21 protein-coding genes are annotated in these 20,729 nt (G+C 48.0%); 1 reads left to right on the top strand and 20 read right to left on the bottom strand.

Annotated elements, in window-relative coordinates:
• Positions 1 to 16: 16 nt before the first annotated feature.
• From EFBL_RS04180 to EFBL_RS04145, 8 genes are all read right to left on the bottom strand, one after another.
• Positions 17 to 733 (bottom strand): hypothetical protein, encoded by a 717-nt coding sequence (locus tag EFBL_RS04180; protein ID WP_096180879.1) that lies wholly within the window; start codon positions 731 to 733, stop codon positions 17 to 19.
• The gene (locus tag EFBL_RS04175; RefSeq protein WP_096180878.1) at positions 730 to 1,692 is read right to left on the bottom strand and encodes a phosphodiester glycosidase family protein; all 963 of its coding nucleotides are present in this window, start codon (positions 1,690 to 1,692) and stop codon (positions 730 to 732) included. Before EFBL_RS04175 ends, EFBL_RS04180 begins: the two co-directional genes overlap by 4 nt.
• Positions 1,693 to 1,849: 157 nt before the next feature.
• Positions 1,850 to 3,652, bottom strand: a complete 1,803-nt coding sequence (locus EFBL_RS04170; protein WP_096180877.1) for an aldehyde ferredoxin oxidoreductase family protein — start codon at positions 3,650 to 3,652, stop codon at positions 1,850 to 1,852.
• Positions 3,653 to 3,824: 172 nt separating this feature from the next.
• Positions 3,825 to 5,018, bottom strand: a complete 1,194-nt coding sequence (locus tag EFBL_RS04165; protein WP_096180876.1) for an MFS transporter — start codon at positions 5,016 to 5,018, stop codon at positions 3,825 to 3,827.
• A gap of 154 nt (positions 5,019 to 5,172) precedes the next feature.
• Entirely contained in the window at positions 5,173 to 5,652 is a 480-nt protein-coding gene (gene rraA, locus EFBL_RS04160) for a ribonuclease E activity regulator RraA (RefSeq protein ID WP_096180875.1), read from the bottom strand.
• A gap of 190 nt (positions 5,653 to 5,842) precedes the next feature.
• Positions 5,843 to 6,544: an iron-sulfur cluster repair di-iron protein gene (ric, locus tag EFBL_RS04155; protein WP_096180874.1), complete on the bottom strand. Its 702-nt coding sequence runs from the start codon at positions 6,542 to 6,544 to the stop codon at positions 5,843 to 5,845.
• A 17-nt stretch (positions 6,545 to 6,561) separates the two neighbouring features.
• Positions 6,562 to 6,795 (bottom strand): DUF2249 domain-containing protein, encoded by a 234-nt coding sequence (locus EFBL_RS04150; protein WP_096180873.1) that lies wholly within the window; start codon positions 6,793 to 6,795, stop codon positions 6,562 to 6,564.
• Positions 6,796 to 6,862: 67 nt separating this feature from the next.
• On the bottom strand, positions 6,863 to 7,495 hold the full coding sequence (locus EFBL_RS04145; RefSeq protein WP_096180872.1) for a LysE/ArgO family amino acid transporter: 633 nt from the start codon (positions 7,493 to 7,495) through the stop codon (positions 6,863 to 6,865).
• A gap of 134 nt (positions 7,496 to 7,629) precedes the next feature.
• On the opposite strand from EFBL_RS04145, the gene EFBL_RS04140 reads away from it, so the two are divergent.
• Complete coding sequence (locus tag EFBL_RS04140; protein ID WP_096180871.1) at positions 7,630 to 9,078, top strand: aminotransferase-like domain-containing protein; 1,449 nt, start codon at positions 7,630 to 7,632, stop codon at positions 9,076 to 9,078.
• Between the two features lie 95 nt (positions 9,079 to 9,173).
• Here the strand turns inward: EFBL_RS04140 and EFBL_RS04135 are convergent, their stop codons facing one another.
• The 12 genes from EFBL_RS04135 to EFBL_RS04080 form a co-directional block, all read right to left on the bottom strand.
• Positions 9,174 to 9,986 carry a M15 family metallopeptidase gene (locus EFBL_RS04135; RefSeq protein WP_096180870.1) on the bottom strand — a complete coding sequence of 271 codons (813 nt, stop codon included), beginning with the start codon at positions 9,984 to 9,986 and terminating at the stop codon, positions 9,174 to 9,176.
• Positions 9,987 to 10,081: 95 nt separating this feature from the next.
• Positions 10,082 to 10,432, bottom strand: a complete 351-nt coding sequence (spoVAE, locus tag EFBL_RS04130; RefSeq protein WP_096180869.1) for a stage V sporulation protein AE — start codon at positions 10,430 to 10,432, stop codon at positions 10,082 to 10,084.
• 13 nt (positions 10,433 to 10,445) lie between these two features.
• On the bottom strand, positions 10,446 to 11,450 hold the full coding sequence (gene spoVAD / locus EFBL_RS04125) for a stage V sporulation protein AD (RefSeq protein WP_096180868.1): 1,005 nt from the start codon (positions 11,448 to 11,450) through the stop codon (positions 10,446 to 10,448).
• A gap of 3 nt (positions 11,451 to 11,453) precedes the next feature.
• Entirely contained in the window at positions 11,454 to 11,927 is a 474-nt protein-coding gene (gene spoVAC, locus EFBL_RS04120; protein WP_096180867.1) for a stage V sporulation protein AC, read from the bottom strand.
• A gap of 25 nt (positions 11,928 to 11,952) precedes the next feature.
• A complete protein-coding gene (locus EFBL_RS04115; RefSeq protein WP_096180866.1) occupies positions 11,953 to 12,813 on the bottom strand; it encodes a DUF421 domain-containing protein in 861 nt (286 codons plus the stop codon).
• 55 nt (positions 12,814 to 12,868) lie between these two features.
• Positions 12,869 to 13,075: a DUF1657 domain-containing protein gene (locus tag EFBL_RS04110; RefSeq protein WP_096180865.1), complete on the bottom strand. Its 207-nt coding sequence runs from the start codon at positions 13,073 to 13,075 to the stop codon at positions 12,869 to 12,871.
• A 49-nt stretch (positions 13,076 to 13,124) separates the two neighbouring features.
• Positions 13,125 to 14,015, bottom strand: a complete 891-nt coding sequence (locus EFBL_RS04105) for an alpha/beta hydrolase (RefSeq protein ID WP_096180864.1) — start codon at positions 14,013 to 14,015, stop codon at positions 13,125 to 13,127.
• A 425-nt stretch (positions 14,016 to 14,440) separates the two neighbouring features.
• A complete protein-coding gene (locus EFBL_RS04100; RefSeq protein ID WP_096180863.1) occupies positions 14,441 to 15,961 on the bottom strand; it encodes a solute symporter family protein in 1,521 nt (506 codons plus the stop codon).
• Positions 15,958 to 16,269, bottom strand: coding sequence for a DUF485 domain-containing protein (locus tag EFBL_RS04095; protein WP_424955060.1), 312 nt, complete (start codon positions 16,267 to 16,269; stop codon positions 15,958 to 15,960). Before EFBL_RS04095 ends, EFBL_RS04100 begins: the two co-directional genes overlap by 4 nt.
• Before the next feature lie 227 nt (positions 16,270 to 16,496).
• Positions 16,497 to 17,228: a LytR/AlgR family response regulator transcription factor gene (locus EFBL_RS04090; protein ID WP_341769664.1), complete on the bottom strand. Its 732-nt coding sequence runs from the start codon at positions 17,226 to 17,228 to the stop codon at positions 16,497 to 16,499.
• Complete coding sequence (locus EFBL_RS04085) at positions 17,188 to 19,020, bottom strand: LytS/YhcK type 5TM receptor domain-containing protein (protein ID WP_096180861.1); 1,833 nt, start codon at positions 19,018 to 19,020, stop codon at positions 17,188 to 17,190. Before EFBL_RS04085 ends, EFBL_RS04090 begins: the two co-directional genes overlap by 41 nt.
• Complete coding sequence (locus EFBL_RS04080; protein WP_096180860.1) at positions 19,008 to 20,564, bottom strand: solute symporter family protein; 1,557 nt, start codon at positions 20,562 to 20,564, stop codon at positions 19,008 to 19,010. Before EFBL_RS04080 ends, EFBL_RS04085 begins: the two co-directional genes overlap by 13 nt.
• Positions 20,565 to 20,729 lie beyond the last annotated feature (165 nt).

Genomic DNA, 20,729 nt, shown 5'->3' with positions numbered 1-20,729 from the left:
CTATACGCTGGCCTTCTCAAGGCCTCAAATGTTGATTCTGGGGAACCTCCACGCGTGGCGGTGCCGGGTCTTCCTTCTCTCCTTCGAACTTGCCGTTTGTGAATTTTCGGATCCGCTCCTGCTGGTCCTTGATGTAAAGGAGGCCTTCTTTTTCATCCAGCCAACTGTCCTTTAGACCAATTCCCGCCAGTGAACGCGCCTTCCAGCCCAGGATGGACTCGTAAGAGGCAACGTAAAGCTGATTGTCCTGCCGATAGATTGTATATATGATCTGGGAGTAGGAAGCGTAATAGACTTTCTCGATTTTTACGTTGCCGGACGGAAGGACATGCAATGGGATGACCTTCTTCTGCGGGACCTTGTATACCCCTATTTCATTCCGGCTTTGGACTTTCCGGATATAGAACAACGTGGAGCCGTTGTCCAGCCACTTGAGGTAATGAAGACCGGGCAGTTCCGCTTCCGCCAAGACCTTGTCATCCCGGTTCCTGATCTCCACCCATTTCTGTCCGTCATAGATGGCTATGGTGTAACCCTTCTTGTCAATGTCATACAATACATCGCCATCCGGCGGCTGAATTTTCTTTTCTTGAGCGCTTGCCGTTGCGACTGTGCTGAAAGTATCCACATGGGACGGAGTTAGATACAGCTCGATCGTGTAGAAGACGCTTAGCTGCAGGGTGATCAGCGAAGAAATCGCGATTGCCCATTTTTTGGTAATGTTTACCTTCATTTTTCCTGGCCCCCTCGCGACTTGGCAACAATAAATGCAGTGGCAACCGGTCGTTCCCCCAAAGGGTTGGAAGGAGGCACGATCAATTCTCCCTCCATCCACATTTCCGCACTGAAACCGCCGTCCAGATTGCATGCCGTAACAGCTCCATGCTGCAGCAGGATCCGTTCAAGGTCTTTCAAGGTGGCACCGATACCGCCGCTGCCTCTTCCCTGAACCACCAGCATCAATACCGCGCCGTCTTCCCGTTGTCCGATAGCGGTTCGTGCCGCACGGCCCCAGCCGCCGTCCCCCGAAGTAATCAGACCTTTCCCTTCATGGATAAGCTGCGGCCCGAAAGAAACTGCCTCCTGCAACCCAAGTTTGGCGATGTCCTCCGGCTTGTACTTCCCGATCACAAGCGCACCTTCCTTGGTGAACCCGATAATGGGATCACCAGTGGGTTCGGTAATTTGTTTGCCGCCCGAGATGGTCAGTCCCAGCGGGATGCCGCCGGTACCCCTGCCGGCCACGTCGGAAAAACCTCCCGCATTGATGGCCGCTACCGCATCTGCGCGCTGTGCCATTTCGCTGACAAGCTCCCCTACATCGTACAGGTGCTGCGTTACCTCCACCTTGATGCGTTTCGGGTCGTGGACTATCATCAACTTGCCGGTAAACATTTTCTCTTCGATGGGCAGTACTTCAATCCTGTCGTCAGTAATATTTTCAAAACTCGCCAGGTCATAACTTCCTTCCACTCCCGCGTCAACCCTCATCGGCTGGTAATGCTTCAATTGTTCTTCCGACAGAAAGAAGTGTGCATATTGGGGGTGGCGCGAGGTCAGAATCGACCCTACCACCGTTGAACGCAAGTGTTCAAAGGGTCCGTAGAAAACCAGCAACAAGCTGGATACACCCAGATAGGCAAACGTACCCAATGCGAGTAACGTATATCGGAACCATTTCCTGGTGGCCATTCAATCGCATCTCCCCAACAGATTCTACCCCATTCTACAAGTTACTTTAAAGGGGCTGAAATTGGCAAGGGGGCAAATTTAATATTTCAATGAATAGAAACAAAAAAAAGGCGCATCTTCGCAATGCGCCCTGTCAAATGCAGTCGAACTCCCTGTTTTAAGCAATAATCTCCAATTCCCGCAGTTTGGATTCCGGCACCTGACCATCCACCCAACCCCGGACCTCATAATATTCTTTAAGCATTTCCGGCAGCTTGCTGACTTCGCCTGCACTTCCGCCTGTTCCGCCTTCCGTCAGGAAACGTTCAGGCAGGGTATCGTCTGCACCGCCAAATCCGGCAAGGTTATTGTAGTAACGTTCCAGGTTGTAGATTCGCTCCCCAATCCGCAGTACATCTTCCGGGGTAAGTTCAATCCCCACAACTGCCGAATATTGCTCGGCGTACTCGGGCAACCCTTCCGCAAACGCGGAGAACTTGCAGATGTCAAGGGAATCGGAGAAGGAGTGAATATCCTGAAACAGCTTTACAAGGGCGCCTTTGCCCTCCGCTTTTAAACGGTCCGTCGGCTCGGGAATCCCCATGATCTCGCTGGCTACGGAGTACCCGCGCAAATGACATGCCCCGCGGTTGCTGGTGGCATAGCCCAGACCAATCCCCTGAATGCCGCGCGGATCATAGGCGGGAATCGACTGATTCTTGACAACCATCGCCAGTTTCGGGTTGCCAAAAGCAGTTGCAGCACGTCCGGGACCTTCTGCCAGAATGTTGCCAATTCCTTCACGAAATGCGGTTTTTCGGATCCATTCAATCATCAGATCCACATCCCCCCAATCGATCCGCTCCTGATGCAGCCCCTTCTCAAAGGCTTCCATGGCGGTTGAGAGGGCGTTCCCCATTTCGATGGTATCAAGGCCGTATTCGTTGCACTGGTCAATCATATAGGCAATCGCGTCACGATTGTTGGTTCCACAGTTGGCCCCCAGCGCCCAAGCGGATTCATACTCGTAAGACTCTACGCGAGTCTTGTACTTGCCGTCCGGCACCTCCACCAACTTTTTGCATGCCACCGGGCAAGCGTGGCAGGTGGGCTCTTCAACAAGTATCGTATTGCGCACTGTTTCTCCGCTGATATCATCCGCACCTTCAAAATGCGAAACCTGGGAGTTTCGGGCAGGCAGTGCGCCAACCGTGTTGGTCACGTTCATCAATACGTTGGTTCCGTAGAGTGACAGACCGCCTTTGTTCGGTGCTGTAACCGGACTTTCCATGATCGCTTTCAGCCCGTTCCGGATCGCCACTTTGTACTTTTCTTCATCTGCCGGTTTGGGCATGTTGGACTTGCCCTTGATCACGATCGCTTTCAGATTTTTGTGGCCCATAACCGCCCCCGTACCTCCACGCCCTGCTGAACGGTCATGTTCATTAATAATGGAGGCGAATTTCACCAGATTCTCGCCTGCTTGGCCAATGGCCATCACACTTATGTCATCACTTCCATATTTGTCTTTCAGCTTCTGAATCGTCGCCCGAACTCCAAGGCCCCAGAGGTCGGAGGCATCGCGGACTTCCGCATTGCCGTCTTCCACATACAGATAGACAGGTTTTTCACTCTGCCCCTTGAAGACCAGAGCGTCAAAGTTAGCCCACTTCAACCGGGCGGCGGTCCAGCCCCCCATATGCGAGTCGGTCACTGTTCCCGTTAACGGCGATTTGGTTACCACGCATAAGCGACCGCTCATATTGACACGGGTTCCCGTCAGGGGGCCCGTCATTACACATAGCAGATTGTCAGGTGAAAACGCTTCCACTTCAGGCCCGTTATCAAGCAGCCACTTGACGCCAAGGCCGCGGCCGCCGATATATTTGACGGCGTCTTCCTCATTGATTCCTTTGTATTCCACACTTCGGTCAGACAAATTCACCCAAGCCACCCTGTTGCGATATCCTCCCAGCTTCATTCCAACCCTTCCTTCCCAAAATTTTTTAAATATTTGTATGATTGCAACTCTTTATGGGGACACAAATCTCCTTTCTATAAAAAATATTCGATCTCTTACCAGATATGATACCACAACTAGGCTCTTGAAAAAAGAAGCATTGCTTATGAGTTCCGCTTCACATGGCATTATCCTATAGAGATGCGGAAGCTGCCGTACCCTTCCGGCCATCCTTTGGCAACCAGACTCCAAGCAGCCAGCCAAGGATTGGGAAAACCAGCAACAGTTCGATCAGGGTCGTTATGCCAAGGACATTTGCAAAATACCCCATAACGGCAGCCCCCACTCCTCCGGCTCCGATGGCAAAGCCAATCATCAGGCCCGATACCATACCGACCTTTCCCGGAACCAGTTCCTGGGCATAAACAACCGTTACGGCAAAGCTCGACAAACAGATGAATCCCAATGCAAAGATATTGATCAGACCGGCCAGTCCTGTTAAATAAGGAATCAGCAGCAGGAACGGAACCCCTCCCACCATCGAAAACAGCAGGATGTGCCTCTTGCTGAACCGGTCAGCCAGCGAACCGCCGACAAATGTTCCGATGGCTCCCGCCATCAGGAAAACAAACAGGTATACCTCGGCCGTTGCGGTATTGAATCCTGTCACATTAATATAGTAGAGCGGCAAGAAACTGGCAATGCCGCTATGCAGCCAGGAACGAATGCTGACGACGGAAACAAGCAAAGCCAAAGCCCCATAGTGGTTGGTCCCGGCCCCTGCATGCCCTTTCTTCTCCCAGGTAACGGTCCAATGCTTATACCAGCGGGCCACTATAAGCAAAGCAGCAGCCCCAAGCAAAGCGGGAACCAGCAACCAAGCCGCCCCTTTCAACCCGAACGGGAGGAACAGGAGAGGAATCATCAGCGGCCCAACGGCCTGCCCCGCATTTCCCCCTACCTGAAAAATCGACTGTGCCAGTCCCTTCCGTGGTCCCGCCGCCAAATGGGCAACACGGGACCCTTCCGGATGAAATGTCGCCGAGCCCAGACCGATCAGGACGACCATCAGCAGAACTTCGACAAAACTGTCCGCAAGAGCAATACCGGACAGCCCAAGTCCTGCAAACAGCGCCGCAAGAGGCAACAACCACGGCAGCGGTTTCTTGTCGGTCATATATCCCAGTGCCGGCTGGAAAAAGGATGCGGTGATATTGGCTACCATCACCACAATCCCCAATTGGGCGTAATTCAGTCCCAAGTCCGTCTGCAGGACGGGAAGCAACGCCGGAACCACCGAAGTCAACAAATCCTGCAAAAAATGGGCCGCACAAACATAATAGAGAATCCGATACTGGGGCTGTGACCCCTGCCTGAGAGCTTCCAAATTGTGCCGACCCCTTCCGGTTTTTCTTACTATCATACTACAATTCTATTGCCGTCTGTACAGCTACATTTCCAAGAACCCCAACCGTTCCCGAAAACCCTCAAACCGTTGCACACGGAAAGACAATACCACCATATAGATTAGCAGCAAATCTTTACAGCAAAGCCCTCCCGGCAATCACAACCCCATCCTCGTCCGCATAAACATAGTGGCCCGGTGTCCACACAACGCCGCCAAACTGGAGGATTACATCCCGCCTTCCTTTGCCCTCCTTCTTGCTCTTTAACGGCATGCTGCCAAGGGCCAACACTCCAAGATTCAATTCGGCCATGTCCGCCACGTCTCTTGCGCAGCCGTTGATGATCGCACCTTCCAAACCACGGGACTCAGCCAGTTTTGCCAACATGTCCCCCAACAGGGCACACTTTCTTGAACCTCCGCCATCCACCACCAGCACCGACCCGGCAGGCACCGTTTCAATCGCCTGGCGCACCAGCACATTGTCGTCCAGCACCTGAACTGTCACAATCGGTCCGCAAAAACGCTTCTTTCCCCCGTAGGACTTAAAGCTTGTCTCGCAAATCTGCAATTCCGCCGAAAATTCATCACACAAATCTGCCGTTTTGAAACTCATGACCGATTCCTCCCTGCTGGATTTTTTGTCATAAATATATCACAAGGCAAGCACTGAAACTTGTCGAATACGTTGGTAAACATAACACCACGGAGGGACCACCTGCCCTTTGAAAGAAAGGAAATAGCCTTGCCGCGAAAACAAATGAAAGCGGACCACAGTGAATGTGATCCGCTTTTTTTGCTCCCGGTCAACTTGCCAACCGCCTGAACAGGATATTGTTCTCCAGGTGAATGTGCTGGAACAGATCGGACTCCAGTTCCTCCAGCTTCTGGAATGTCAGTGTGTAGGTGCGGCATGCCCCTTCCGGCAGGGTGTACTGATTCGTGATCTCCCGCATTTCTCTCAGAATATCTCCCACCCCTGTATGTTCCTTCTCCAGTTCGTCGATCACCTTTATTGCCTTGTTCCTGGCTTCTTCGGAACGGGTTTGTTCAAATTCGGCAATCAAAGGGAAGATGATTTCTTCTTCCTTGATCAGATGGGACTCCAACTCCATCTTCAAAGTGTGAAACAGCCTGTGCAGTTGTGCCAATTCTCCATGAGAAGCTCCATGCACCCGGAGAATCTTTGTCACATACTCGCTGAGCAGCGGAAGTTCTTTCTGCAGATAGACATGGTGTGTATTTACGATATGTTCAATCAGATCCAAGGATCCCATGGACGGAAAGTCAAGATTGGACTCCTTGAGGTTCACCATATCCTGATACATCCGATTCAGCCTGTTTAGAACCTCTCCATCGTCCAGGCCCTTCTGCTTAAGCACTTCGGACAAAGTCCTGTTGCCTCCGCAGCAGAAATCGATCCGGTATTCCTTGAAAAGATTGCTTGCTTTCGGGAAGTTTACAACAATATCGCCGACTTTTTCTTTCCCTGTGAATACGGTCTGCATAGTCTTATCCCCCCGTGTTAGTTTTCTCTATAAAACTGCACGACAAAATGTTCCGGCTCCACCTGCTCGATTTTGTGGGCAAACCCTTTGGTCGCCATTAACTTCAACAGCGGAGCCGGCTCAAATGTGGTGTGCAATTGCAGACAATCGTTTTCCTTCAGTTCTTTCACATGTTTCATGATAATGTCAAACGGCTCCTGTTTGGCCCGAAGTATGTCCCTGACGTCAAGATCGACGATATTTCTTTCCATCCTCGCATCCTCCTTTTTCAATTACTGACACCTTTAATGTACCGCATCCAGATGAAGATGCTGTGCGTTACGTCACAGCCCCCGGCCCTCTCCCTCCGAAAAGAATGTAGCCAGCGGCACCCCAGATGATGATAGCCGATACTTTGTTCAAGATGAACATGAAACGTCCTGACTTATCCAGTTTGCCAGCAATCCGTCCTGTCAAAGCGAGACCTGTGAACCAAACCCAGGATACCAGAATGGTGGAAGCGGCAAACACCACTTTCTCCATTCCCGTGTAACTCAGCGAACTGGTGCCGATCACTCCAACGGTGTCCAGAATGGCATGCGGATTCAGGAGAGAGACGGAAGCGGCAAAAGCAATCTGTTTTCGGGGAGCGAATGTACTCGCATCCTCGCCGGTATCACTGTTTCCCGGATTGCTGTTCCATGTGGACCATCCCATGTAGAGCAAGAACAGAACACCGGCAGTAAGCAAAAGGGTCTTGATCCAGAAAGACCCCAGCACCAACACAGAAACTCCCAAAACCGCCAACAAAATCAGCAGCGTGTCGCAAATGGATGCCGTTACGACAACCGGCAGCGCGTTAAGAAATCGCTTGTGCACGGCCCCTTGATTGAACACGAACACATTCTGTACACCAAGCGGCAGAATCAGTCCAAAAGCAAGTATGAAACCGTGTATGAAGGCTTGTATCACTTCAATTCCTCCAAGTTTCATCGTTGTATATCTACAATCATACACAGGATTTTGGATCTGTCTCCAGCCAAATGGTTGGAAATCAACCCAACCAAGTTTAAGATAGAAGCAGAACCTAACCTAAGGAGAAACAAATGTCACAACTTGGATGGAAACCTGACTCAACTTCCTCTATTCCGCTCTATCGGCAGATCTATGATTTTATTAGAGTAAAAATTGAAAACGGCGAATGGCCTCCTGGCAGCAAAATTCCTTCCCAGCGCAAATTGGCCGATTCCTTTGGCGTGAACAGAAGTACTGTGATCATGGCTCTTGATGAGTTGATTGCGCAGGGTCTCCTTGAAGGCAAAAGCGGGGGTGGCACGAGAGTCGTCAACAATTCCTGGTCCTTGCTCTCATCTGCGCCGCTTCCCGATTGGAACTCCTATGTGCAGGCGGGAATTCATCATCCGAATATGCCCACCGTTCAGGAGATCAACAGGGCGGAATTCGCCCCCCGCATGATCCGCCTGGGTACGGGAGAACTTTCCCCGGACTTGTATCCACGGGAACTTATGGCCAAAGTGTTGGAGCAATTACCGGCTCGCATCAGCTCCATGGGGTACGAAGAGCCGAAAGGACTGCTTGTCCTTAGGGAAGAACTCGGCAGGTATCTGAAATCACTGGGAATTGAAGCTTCTCCTTCCTCCATCCTGATTGTCTCAGGGGCACTGCAGGCACTGCAATTGATCTCGGTGGGACTGCTGCAGCCCGGGTCGACCATCTTGCTGGAGAAACCCTCTTATTTGAATTCCCTGCATGTATTTCAATCTTCCGGGATGAGACTGTTCGGAATTCCGCTTGATAACGAAGGAGTTCAGATCAAAGCGGTCATGGAACAGAAAAACCGCCAAAACGGAGCTCTGCTGTATACCATTCCCTCTTTCCACAACCCAACCGGAATTGTAATGACGGAAGCAAGAAGAAACCAACTGATGGAAACCTGTGAGAAGGAAAGGCTGCCTGTCATCGAGGATGACGTATACCGGGAACTTTGGCTGGATGCTCCAGCTCCCCCGCCCTTGAAAGCATCTGACAAAAACGGTCTGGTTCTCTATCTTGGCAGTTTGTCCAAGACATTGAGTCCCGGACTGAGAATTGGGTGGCTGGTCGGTCCGGAACCGGTGATTGACCGCTTGGCTGATATAAAGATGCAGACTGACTACGGGTCCAGTTCCCTCGCACAATGGGCGGCAGCCGAATGGTTATCCAGCGGCATGTATTACGAGCACCTGGAAACTGTGAGGAAATCTTTGAAGGAACGCCGGGATGCTACTGCCGATGCGCTGCAGAAGCATTTTAAAGATCTGGGGGAATGGACCTTGCCGACAGGCGGTTTCTATATTTGGCTTCAGCTGCTTCCTTCTCTATCCGTCCGAACACTTTTTGAGAAAGCCTTACGGGAAGGCATCCTGTTAAATCCCGGTACCTTGTATGATCCACATGCAGTACAGTTTCTGAGACTTTCGTATTCTTACGCCTCCCTGTCGGACCTGACACAAGGTATCCGCCGACTGGCGGAACTCATAAGAAAAATGCAATAGCTTCCCTTGGTGTCTCAAGCATATTGCTATCCTACCTGCTCAACAATAGTGCTTTGCAAAAAAGGAGGGATGTCCCCTCCTTCTCGTTCAGCATGTTATTTCTTGGTCAATTCGGTTTTTCGTTGGTGGTACTCTTCCAATGTAATGCCTTCCCTTTGAATGGTTCTGGCAATGTCAGTTCCAACATACCGAATGTGCCACGGTTCATAATTGTAGCCCGTGATGGCCTCTTTCCCTTTCGGATAGCGAATGATAAACCCGTATTCCGGAGCGTGCTTGTCCAACCACTTGGCGTGAGGCGTGTCGGCAAAGCAGTCTTCGGCCGCACAGGTGCCTTTGGTATCCGACACATCCATGGCCAGGCCTGTTTGGTGTTCGCTGTGCCCAGGTTCGGCACTATATTGGCGGGCCGTTTCTTCTCCTTGCACACTGATATAATAGGTAAATAAGGATTTTTGCGAATCGAAGGACCGGTACCCGGAAACACCCGCCAGGTCGATGCCGTCCTTCCTGGCCGCGTTGAAAAGTTCTTCGAGCGCTTTGGCAGCTTCTTTCCTCATCAAGCGTCGTTCTTCTTTTTCCTTGAAGATAAATGGCACGTTCGGCTCCACCAGATCAGAAGGTGTGTAATTGGCAGGAAGTTTGTTTTGTTTATTGACCAGAACCGCGACATCATCGGGTTTGTTTGCTATTTGCAATTGGTCTCGCTTGTCTTTTTCGGTAACATCACTGGTCACATTACCTGATCCGTGAGGCGACGGGTCTTTATGCTCAACAAGAACTTTCGGAGAAGATAAAGAAGCCTGGGCGATTGGTGCATCCGGCTTGGTTGTTTGAACGTTGCATCCTGCCAATAAAGTTATTGTTGCAGACATTGTAAGAAGTTGAGCCGTCGATAATCTATTCATAAGCCCTTCCTGCCATCTTCTAAAATTAAAAGTCTACCAATACTATATCACATTTAAAAATCGATATCTTCTCTCCCACAGCCGTGATTGACGATTTAGCCTCTTGCCCGAAATACAAGCGCGCCCAAGAACCCAAATATTATGGCAGCCGAGATGCCAGCGCTCGTCACCTCAAAAATGCCGGTTAGAACCCCGATCAATCCGCTGCTCTCTGCCTCTTGCATGGCACCATGAACCAGGGAGTTGCCAAAACTGGTAATCGGTACCGTAGCTCCGGCTCCGGCAAACTTGATTAACGGATCGTAGAGCCCAACCCCGTCCAAAACCGCGCCTGCAACTACAAGGGAAGACATGGTATGGGCGGGAGTTAACTTCACAACGTCCATTAAAAATTGGCCAATCAGGCAAATGAATCCCCCGATCAAGAACGCCCAAAGATAGATCATGCGTCTCTTCCCCCTATTCAGTTTCAATTGCAACCGCATGCGCTATGCAAGGGATGCTCTCGCCCTGCTGGTAGGATATCGGAGAAAGCAATGCGCCGGTGGCAACCACCAGGAGCCTCTTGATCTGCCCCTCGCGCATGCGTCTGAACAAATGTCCATATGTAACTGCAGCGGAACAACCGCATCCACTCGCTCCGGACCAGACATTAGGGTTATCCCCGTAAATCATCATCCCGCAATCCTGATAACGTTCCAGAGGAATTTCAATGCGGTGTTGCTGCAGAAGATCACACAAAATGGAATGCCCTACCTTGCCCAAATCCCCTGTAACTACCAAATCATAATGGTCATAAGGAATCCGGAGATCCCTGAAATGGGCTTCGATGGTGCTTAATGCGGCAGGTGCCATTGCCCCTCCCATGTTAAAGGGATCCTTGAGCCCCATATCCACCACTCTGCCGATTGTGGCAGAAGTTACATGCAGGCCCTTTCCCTTGGCCGAAACTACTGCAGCTCCCGCTGCGGTTGCTGTCCATTGTGCTGTGGGAGGCTTTTGCGATCCGTATTCAGTCGGATACCGGTACTGCTTTTCTGCTGTTGCATTGTGGCTGCAGGTGCCAGCCAACACATAGTCCGCCGATTGACTGTCAATAATCAAGGAAGCGACCGCCAGGGTTTCCATGGATGTGGAGCAGGCTCCAAACATCCCGAGAAAAGGGATAGTCAATGTGCGGGCACCGAAATTGGACGAAATGATTTGATTCATTAAATCTCCGGCGAGAAAAAAATTTACGTTTTCTTTGGTGATTCCCGCCTTCTCGATCGCTTTGTCACAGGCTTCTTCCAGCAAAACCCTTTCCGCCTTCTCCCAACTGTCCTGACCGAGCAACAAATCTCCGTGAAGGGTGTCAAAATCCTCGGCAAGTGGTCCCTTCGCTTCAAATGGCCCCCCAATGGCAGCCGATGCCAGAATCACAGGTCGATTTGGAAACAGCCAGGATTGATGGCCCTGCAGCATACGTTACCCTCCCATCTTTACCAGCGTTTTGATCATACCGATAATGAATGCCGCCACCACTCCATAGACGATGACCGGGCCTGCAAGTTTGAACATTTTCCCTCCTACGCCCAACACGAAACCTTCACTTCGGTGTTCGATGGCTGCGGAAGCAATGGAATTGGCAAATCCTGTTACGGGCACTGCCGTTCCGGCTCCTGCCCATTGCGCTATGCGATCATACAGACCCAGGCCGGTTAACAATACGGACAGGATGATCAATACGGCAACGGTAGGATTGTTGGCTGTTTTTTCCGAAAAATTGAAGAACCGCATAAAAATATCATGGATGCCTTGCCCTATAAGGCAAATAAACCCTCCAACAAGAAATGCGCGAGTAAAGTTGCGCAACAAAGGTCGTGGAGGTTCATGACTTTTGGCCACATCCTGATATCTCTGCTGGGTTGGCGTGAGCTTTTTCAGTTTTTGATTTGCCATGTTTATACCACCTGGTAGAGAAATTTTAACGTGTCATCAAGGGAGTGACGTTCTCGACAACCTTCTTCAACCGGGATGCCTCAAGTTCGTACATGTTCTTCGTTTCTTCGTTTTGTGCGGACAAAGCATACAACTCCAGATCTGCCTGGCACTTTTTAAGTGTTGCATAGGTCAACTTGACAGTTTGTGGGGCCGGCACCTGAATTTTATCGTCATAGAGATCCAGAAAAAGCTGTCCATTGTCGTCGACTTGCCCCAAAAAAACGTTTTCCAAAGCCACGCCTTGTTTCTCCAGTTCCGTTTTCAGCCATTTGCGATTGAATCCGATTGTGGCAAGCGGTTCGTCCATTATGACACCGTCCATGATTACCGCTTGCGGTTCTTTCACGGGAGCCACCGACAACCCAAGATGTTTGGGCGTAAGCGGCTGGTTTTCCGATTTCAGTAATACACTGACCGATCCGTTTGGTTCCATAACTGCAAACTCCACGTCTGCGACCTTAAACGCGTTTTTCATCCGGAGCTGTTCCATCAGTTCTTCTGTCGTTATCCGTTCTTTTTTGAGATTGTCTTCCAGGATCTTGCCGTCCTTTATAAGGACAGTTGCATTTCCGTCAACGACGTTGCGAATCGTTTTGCTTTTTAGCTGCAACCATCCTATTAATACTGGGAACAAGGCGAAAATGGTCAAAGCAAGGAATCCGTGCAACACGGGTCCATCCATATCTGTTGCAATAAAACCTGCAATGGAACCAATGGTGATTCCGACAATGTATTCAAAGAATGTAATTTGTGACAGTTGCCGTTTGCCGATCACCCTGGTCAAGAGGAATAAGTACAGAACTGCTGCGACAGAGCGAATCGTTATATTCAGCCACTCAGGCATCCCTTACCCTCCTTAAAAAAGGGAGAGGACTCCCTCTCCCAGCCGGTGCGGATACTTAGAATCCTTTATATTGCGGCTCCTCTTTCTCAATTTCGTTTACCCTTTTCTCCAGCGTGTTGATAATGGATTGGGTGCTTTGAGCTGCCTGGGTGTAAGTTTGCTTTGCATTTTTGTTTTGGGTGTTCAAAGCAAATGTCTCCAAATTCGCCTGGGCGCTCTTGAGGGATGCCAAGGTTTGCTTGACCTGGGATGCAACAGTCATTATGAATCACCTCCTCACACGAGATATATTATCAACAAAAACCGAAACGTTATTCATGCGAATCGCAATATTTCACTTCAATACGTTCATTTAACCAGCCAATTATATACTGATAATTCGGGGTATTATGCTTGTCCTGTAACAACCGATGTTTGGCATTAGAAATCGATATAAACTTTTTGTCTTTCACCTTAAGACAATCGTGAAATTCTCTAACGGAGTCAGGGTCTACAAGTGGATCCTCTTCGCCACATAGACTTAATACAGCATTTTGAATGGCACCAGCTTTTTTTAGAGCATAGTTGGCATTAATAAGAAATTCGTTACACCAACGAACTGAGTAATAAGTTATAAAAGACGGCTCGATTTCTGTTGACACCCCATTTTGCATGCGCAGTTCAAACCCTAACTTTGATAAAAATACGCTCCACATATTCAGATCAAAGCACAACTCTGGAGTTAACCAAGATAATGCTTGACATGCAAAACGAAGTGTCTTTGGTATCTGAAAACGAAGTTTCAACGCGGGGGCAGACAAAATTATTCCTTGAACATTGTTTTGTCGTTCTTGCACATAGCGGATGACGATGATTCCTCCAAGGCTGTGCCCCAATAAAAATAAGGGGATTGGCTCGTGTTGTTTTCTTACTACTGAGATAAAATCATCCAGATCCTTCAGATATTGAGAAAACGTATTTATATGACCACGCTGTCCTGTTGATTGACCAAACCCCCTGAGGTCAAGAGCATAAAAAGCAATACTATGCCGAAAGCAAAATTCCCCCAAATCAAAAAACTGCCCCGAATGTTGACCTGCACCATGAATCATGATCAGGATGATTCTTGAATCCGACGGAACCAATGCACGATAAAAAAGACCTTCCTGATCATGAGCACGAAACCTTTTCCCATTATTCCAACACATTAATTCAAACATCATGCCAATGCGAATCCTCCTCCAGATTGTTGCAAAGAACCATGTTAAGTATGAGTTTTGACACAAATTTTTAGTACCGAAACAGCCCAAATTCGTTTATTCGAAAGCGAAAAAAATATTCGTAAGAAGCAATGAATATAAGTCGTATCCCTCTGAACATACTTTGTTCGTTGAATATTTTGGAAACAGGAGGATTGCGTATGTATAAAAACCCCTTGATTTCAATTACTTATCAAGCAACCTGACTAGTTGCAAACAGGATTATTACAATAAACCCGGTAACTGCTTTAAAAAAACAAAAAAGCATCAGCCAATAGGGTTGATGCCTCTTTACCAGGCTGCCCACTCGACAGCCTGATTTGTTACGCGTCCCTTTATCGCTAAAAAACCGCCGGTGCGAAGCCCGGCGGTTTTTTGTGTTTAAGGGGTTATCCCAATTGTTTAATTCCGGTATTGGCTTGAACGAAGATTTCCGTATACTTCTCTTCTTCCTGTTCCGAAACCTTACCCGATAAAACAGTGCCAAGATATGCCGCAAGGAATCCAAGCGGTATCGATACGATGCCAGGGTTTTTCAAGGGGAATATTGCATCCGCGGCAGGCATGATGTTCGGGCTGATTAAGATCAATCCGACAGAACCAATAAGACCGGTCAGCATCGCGGTAACAGCTCCCGTAGTATTAAATCTCTTCCAGAAAATCGTCAAAACGATAACCGGCAGATTTGCGCTCGCTGCCACACAGAATGCAAGAGCCACAAGATACGAAACGTTAAAGCTTTTTGCCCCCAACGCAAGAACGATAGAGAACACAGCGATCCCAATCGACGCCCAGCGTGCTGCCTTCATTTGCTCGGCTTCGCTTGCTTGCCCCTTCCGCAAAACATTCGAGTAGAAATCGTGCGCAAACGCGCTCGCTGCCGAGATTACCAATCCGGCCACTACTGCCAGGATCGTTGCAAAAGCAACAGCCGAAATAAAGGCAAGGAAAATGTCACCGCCAAGATACGCGGCCAATTGGGGAGCCGCCAAGTTCCCTGCGGCATTGGCCTTCTTGATGGAGTCTTGCCCGACAAAATAAGCGGCTCCATAGCCGAGAATCGGTGTCATAAGATAAAACAGCCCGATAATCCAAGTAGCGAACACAATTGATTTACGTGCTGTCTTCGCGTCGGGAACCGAGAGAAAACGAATTAAGATGTGTGGTAAACCTGCTGTGCCAAGCACTAACGCAAGATTGAGCGAGATGGAATCCAGGCCCGCCGTGAAGGTGGTAGGCGCAGGTGGTGTCACCGCTTTATCCCCAATTTTGGCAGCGACTTGGTTAAACAATTCGACCGGGTTAAAGCTAAAGTGAGCAAGCACAATCAGTGAAAGAGCAATCGTTCCACCCATTAGTAAAACTGCTTTAACGATCTGAACCCAAGTCGTAGCCAACATCCCACCGGCCACAACGTAGACTGTCATTAATATTCCGATAATGATAACGGAAGTCGAATACTCCAAACCGAGTAACAGTTTAATTATTGCACCGGCACCTACAAGTTGCGCAATCATATAAAACGTGCTGATTGCCAAGGTATTGAGCGCGGCTGCAGAACGAATCGCTTTTGCATTAAAGCGGGCTGCAATCATATCAGCCATCGTATATTTGCCGAGGTTTCTCAATGGTTCAGCAACGATAAGTAAAACCACCAGATAGGCAACCAAATACCCGATCGAATAAAAGAATCCGGAAAACCCGTTCAACGCAATTGCGCCGGCAATACCGAGAAAAGAGGCAGCAGACATGTAATCCCCTGCAATCGCGAGCCCGTTTTGCCAGCCGGTGATGTTTCCGCCAGCCACATAGAATTCACTGGTCGATTTGTTTTTCTTGGCTGCAAAATAGGTGATCAAAAGAGTAAGAACTATGATCCCCACAAAAAAAGAAAATGCGGTGGCATTCATTCTGCTTTCCCTCCTTTATCTGTTATTTCCTGTTTCACCTTATTTACCAGTTCATCAAACTTGTTTGCCTTCCTCATATAGAGGTGGCAAAGCCCCCAGGTCATCGCAAACTGTGCAAACGCATAGAGATAGGCCCAATTAATTGCCCCGACCGCCTTTTTATTCAGTACCGTTGAATAAGCGGTCAGAACCGGAAGAATAAAGTAAAAAACAAAAAAGAAAATAGTGGCTGGAACAATAAAGGAACTCTTCTGACGGATCAGTTCCTGAAACGATCCTGTCTGAGCCACGCGGCCCCAGTCTCCCATTTCTGCCTTCGGCTGCTTACCATTGCCCATGGAAGCGTTTACATTGGTTTTAACATCTGCCAGCACGTCTTCCTCCCCCTTGCATGTTTTTTTGATCTAATAATTCTGAATTATTATCATTTTAAAAGAAATGTTCACAGTTTTGACAATAAAATCGCAAAATGTTGTTTTCATTGTCTGAAATGTCGAATTTTGAGCTTGTATTGTCCGATTTGAGGAATACTCTATTACTGCTTGAGGATTCTAAATAGTTCCTTAGCCGCCGTTCGGCTAACCGGGATTTTGGTTTTCTCTTTGTTCTTCAAAATAATGTTATAGGCTCCGTTAAACCAAGGTGTAATCTCATGAAGATAATCCAAATTCACCAAATAGCTGCGATGTGGGCGAAAAAATGAAAAGCCCCTCACCTTTTCCTCCAATTCCTGTAATGTCATTCGTGTATGAATTTTTCCTCTGTCTGTAAAGATTTCTATAAGTCTTTCCGTGCGAACCGCATAATGAATCATTTCGGGGGTTAACACAACCACTTTTTCGCCATTATCAATCAGCAACTTGGAACTTCGGGATTGTTGGGAATCCGGTATGGGTGACGTCGTAGAATAATGCTTATCAAATGAAAAATGTTTACGAACACGTGAAATCGACAAATTAATGCGTTGCAAATCGTAAGGCTTTAAAAGATAGTCAATAGCTTCCACTCCAAAAGCTTCGATTGCATACTCTTCATAAGCGGTCGTAAAAACGAGTAAGGGTGACCTTTCACCCCTTTGGGCAGACTTGGCAACCAATTCTTTTGCCGCTTCCATGCCCGACAATACAGGCATGTGAATATCCAAAAAAATCACATCCGGCCGATACTGATCGTAAAGTTCTAACAATTGTTTCCCATTTTCCGCGCCGGGACAAAGTATAAAATCGTCATGCTGTTGGATCAGGTAGCCTAATTCCTCCCGTGCCAACCGTTCGTCCTCGCCAATCATGACTCGAATCTTCATGAAAAACACTCCGTTCTTCGTTTGCAATGGGGATCCGAAATGAAACGCAACATCCTCCGGATTCCAGGTTTTCAATCTTTAGAGATGACCTCATACCCAATAGGCCGATCAATCGCTGATTTACGTTGTGAAGGCCAATACCTGTGCCTTCCTCACTTGGAATCGGCTGTTTACCCAAATTGCCTATTAACTTGCTCGGTATGCCAATCCCGTTATCCCGTATCTCAAGTTCAATCTCTTCTCCCTTCTTTCGGACGCACAGTTCGATCTTGCCCCCGCCTGATACATGCTTAAGTCCATGCTTGATGCTGTTTTCCACCAAAGGTTGCAGAGTCGAAGGCGGGATCAATGCTGTTTCAATCCCTTCATCAATATGGCAGTCAATCGTGAGCTGGTCGGCAAACCGAACTTTGACGATTTCAATGTAAGCATACAAATGCTCGAGTTCTTGTTCTAAAGAAATCAAAGGAGACGCTGCAATTTTTAAGTTGAGCCGCATAAAATAACCAAGCTGCACAATGATATGCCTTGCCAAATCGGGATTCACACGGATCAGACTCGAAATCAGGTGCAGTGTATTAAAGAAAAAATGCGGGTTGACCTGCGCCTGTAAGTTACTCAGCTCCATTTCTTGCAACAGGTTTTTCATTTTTTCCACCGCCAAAACATCCAACTGGTTTGAAATCAATTTTCCCAGCCCCTGAGCTATTGCAATTTCCACCGCTCTTAATTGTTGAGGACGTTGAAAATACAACTTGATTAATCCCACTACTTCTCCCGACTGACGCAGCGGAACAAGAATAGCGGCTTGCAACGGGCAGTCTGAGTGGCTGCACTGAATTTGTTCACCGTTGACTGCAATCTGGATTTCACCGCTGTCAATTGCTATATGTGATATGTGTGTCTGCAGCATTTCCCCCTGTTTATGATGGTCGGAGCCAAGTCCAATATGGGCCAATACTTGGGACTTGTCTGTAATCGACACGGCCGCCATTTTCAACTCGGTATGCAGCAATTTTGCAATTTCAGCAGCAGTTTCATATCCTAAGCCCTGTTTCAAGTGAGGCAAAGCTTCCTCCGTAATCCGTAATGCCCTTTGAGTTTCGATTGCAGCTTCTTGTTCCTGCTCACTAACAGCTACCTGAATCATTGCGGTAAAGATCGCAATCGCCAGACTGCTCGTGACGACAAGAGGCAGTCCAATCGTATTCACGAGTGAAATTGATTGTTCTGGCGGTGATGTAAATAGTAACAAAAGACCCATGTGTATAATCGGCGGAAACATCCCTATAAACATCGCTTTCGCTGGCGCAATGATACGTTCGCTGGAAAAAAAACGCGCAGTTAAACCCGCCAGCAATCCGGCGATGGGATTGATCGTTCCACTCGCTAACTGCGCTTCTTGCAACCAAAAATAATAAAAGGTACCAGCAATGGCGCCTGACAGGAACCCGACAGACGGGCCGCCTAACAAGCCGGCGATGACAACGACGATCAATGTGGATCCCACAAGTGTTTCGCCTTGAACCAATTGAGACTCTAACATGTCAGGAATTGTGCTTCCCTTGGCAATGAATTCACCCATTAAGGCTCCCAAAATAGCAAAAGCGCCAAAAATTAGGGAATGAAAGACAATGGTTCCCCAATTGAGTTTTCGATCTAATAGATAGCGAAAAGACGTAACGCGAGTCAGCATGAAAGCCAATATCAGGAGCAGGCCAACCCGTTCAAATAAATAAATAGTCAGTTCTCCCATTGACCGCTCACCTGTACTTCATTTGGTTTGATGCCGGTTTGTGATTGTAGAAATACTCTTAGAAAATTCTCCTCATCAACAGGCTTCCTGGAACACAGCGTACCTAGTATGGCGCCAACAAAACCCAGAGGAATGACTATAATGCCGGGATAATTTAAGTGGAGAACGGAATCAACTTCCATCCCGCCGTCGAATATGCGGTTCATGTGCGGTCCGAAAAGAACAAATGTTAAGGATGCTGCCATTCCGGTAATGATACCTGTTGCCGCTCCCGTAGTATTGAATCGTTTCCAATAAAGTGTAAACAAGATTAGGGGCAGATTGGTTGAAGCAGCAACAACAAACGTAAGTGACACAGGTAAAGCTACATTTGTATTTTTCATCGTAACAGCTATTAGAATTGAAATGAGACCAATAACAGCTGCTGCAATCTTTGCCATTTGCAGTTGGCTTTTCTCTGACGCCTTCCCGTTTCGAAGAAGATGGTTGTACACGTCATGCGAAAATGAACTTGCAGCCGTGAGGAGTAACCCTGTCACCACTGCCAGAATGGTAGAAAAGGCAACAGCCGATATGAACGCCATAAAAAATTCTCCCCCCAATGCGGACGCCAATAACGGGGCTGTCATATTTCCTGTGGGGTCAACGGAAACCAGCTGATTCCACCCTACAAACGCGACAGCACCGAAACCCAAAATCAGTGTGATTAAATAAAAAATCCCGATCACCCAAGTTGCCGTTACTACCGATATTCGTACAGAATGTGAATCCTTAACGGTAAAAAAACGGTTCAAAATATGAGGCAATCCGGCGGTTCCCAAGATCAGAGAGAGGTTTAGAGAGAGTGTGTCCAATGGATTGGAAAACAGATTTCCAGGGCTGAAAAACTGCTCGCCATAGGGAGTAACTTGTTTCACCCGATCAAACAGATTCAATACGTTCCAATCGAAACGAGACAACACAACCAAAGAAATGAGCAAGGTTCCCGAGATCAACATTACGGTTTTGATGATCTGTACCCATGAAGTGGAAACCATTCCCCCGAATACCACATACATAGTCATCAATATACCGGTAACTAATACGGCCATCGAAAAGTCAATCCCCAGCAACAAATGAATGAGAAGACCCGCCGCCACCAATTGGGGAACCATATACAAAACAGAAATGATAATTGTATTTAACGAAATGACAAATCGCAAACTGTCAGAAGGAAAGCGGGCATATATCACATCTCCAAGCGTGAACCTGCCCAAATGACGTATCGGTTCGGCAATAAATAGAAGCAATAAATACGAAACAAGAAATCCGATCGAATAAAGAAAACCATCAAAACCGTAAATTGCAATGGCTCCCGTGATTCCAAGAAAAGAGGCGGCGCTCATATAGTCACCTGCAATGGCCAATCCGTTTTGAACTCCTGTCAGACTCTGTCCGGCGGAATAAAACAGATGTGTTGAATTTCCTCTTTTTGCTGACCAATAGCTGATCACTACAGTCCCGATGAGGATAGCTATAAAAAAAATAAAATAAGTTGGATTCATAGGCTCCCCTTCAATTGAGAGACCTCATCGTTCACCAACGAGGCCTCCCTTTCGCATCCACCAAGTGTCAGGTATACGCTTCCCGTAAACTGAACAAATCGGATTTGTATAGATTTTAGACTATTTTTTATAGTCTGATCAACAAAATCATCTGTATTATTTAAA

Origin of the sequence: Effusibacillus lacus, assembly GCF_002335525.1 — a bacterium.
Lineage (GTDB): Bacteria > Bacillota > Bacilli > Tumebacillales > Effusibacillaceae > Effusibacillus > Effusibacillus lacus.
The sequence above is the reverse complement of the archived record's forward strand: the minus strand, read 5'-3'. Positions and strand labels throughout refer to the sequence as shown.

What these genes read in the sequence shown, in the direction of transcription:
- rraA (WP_096180875.1), bottom strand. Translation starts at nt 5,652, where the DNA reads ATGAGTTTCAAAACGGCAGATTTGTGTGATGAATTTTCGGCGGAATTG.
- EFBL_RS04085 (WP_096180861.1), bottom strand. Translation starts at nt 19,020, where the DNA reads ATGGGAGAACTGACTATTTATTTATTTGAACGGGTTGGCCTGCTCCTG.
- EFBL_RS04095 (WP_424955060.1), bottom strand. Translation starts at nt 16,269, where the DNA reads ATGGGAGACTGGGGCCGCGTGGCTCAGACAGGATCGTTTCAGGAACTG.
- ric (WP_096180874.1), bottom strand. Translation starts at nt 6,544, where the DNA reads ATGCAGACCGTATTCACAGGGAAAGAAAAAGTCGGCGATATTGTTGTA.
- EFBL_RS04170 (WP_096180877.1), bottom strand. Translation starts at nt 3,652, where the DNA reads ATGAAGCTGGGAGGATATCGCAACAGGGTGGCTTGGGTGAATTTGTCT.
- EFBL_RS04100 (WP_096180863.1), bottom strand. Translation starts at nt 15,961, where the DNA reads ATGAATGCCACCGCATTTTCTTTTTTTGTGGGGATCATAGTTCTTACT.
- EFBL_RS04110 (WP_096180865.1), bottom strand. Translation starts at nt 13,075, where the DNA reads ATGACTGTTGCATCCCAGGTCAAGCAAACCTTGGCATCCCTCAAGAGC.
- spoVAC (WP_096180867.1), bottom strand. Translation starts at nt 11,927, where the DNA reads ATGGCAAATCAAAAACTGAAAAAGCTCACGCCAACCCAGCAGAGATAT.
- spoVAD (WP_096180868.1), bottom strand. Translation starts at nt 11,450, where the DNA reads ATGCTGCAGGGCCATCAATCCTGGCTGTTTCCAAATCGACCTGTGATT.
- spoVAE (WP_096180869.1), bottom strand. Translation starts at nt 10,432, where the DNA reads ATGATCTATCTTTGGGCGTTCTTGATCGGGGGATTCATTTGCCTGATT.
- EFBL_RS04080 (WP_096180860.1), bottom strand. Translation starts at nt 20,564, where the DNA reads ATGAATCCAACTTATTTTATTTTTTTTATAGCTATCCTCATCGGGACT.
- EFBL_RS04180 (WP_096180879.1), bottom strand. Translation starts at nt 733, where the DNA reads ATGAAGGTAAACATTACCAAAAAATGGGCAATCGCGATTTCTTCGCTG.
- EFBL_RS04105 (WP_096180864.1), bottom strand. Translation starts at nt 14,015, where the DNA reads ATGATGTTTGAATTAATGTGTTGGAATAATGGGAAAAGGTTTCGTGCT.
- EFBL_RS04140 (WP_096180871.1), top strand. Translation starts at nt 7,630, where the DNA reads ATGTCACAACTTGGATGGAAACCTGACTCAACTTCCTCTATTCCGCTC.
- EFBL_RS04135 (WP_096180870.1), bottom strand. Translation starts at nt 9,986, where the DNA reads ATGAATAGATTATCGACGGCTCAACTTCTTACAATGTCTGCAACAATA.
- EFBL_RS04150 (WP_096180873.1), bottom strand. Translation starts at nt 6,795, where the DNA reads ATGGAAAGAAATATCGTCGATCTTGACGTCAGGGACATACTTCGGGCC.
- EFBL_RS04115 (WP_096180866.1), bottom strand. Translation starts at nt 12,813, where the DNA reads ATGCCTGAGTGGCTGAATATAACGATTCGCTCTGTCGCAGCAGTTCTG.
- EFBL_RS04175 (WP_096180878.1), bottom strand. Translation starts at nt 1,692, where the DNA reads ATGGCCACCAGGAAATGGTTCCGATATACGTTACTCGCATTGGGTACG.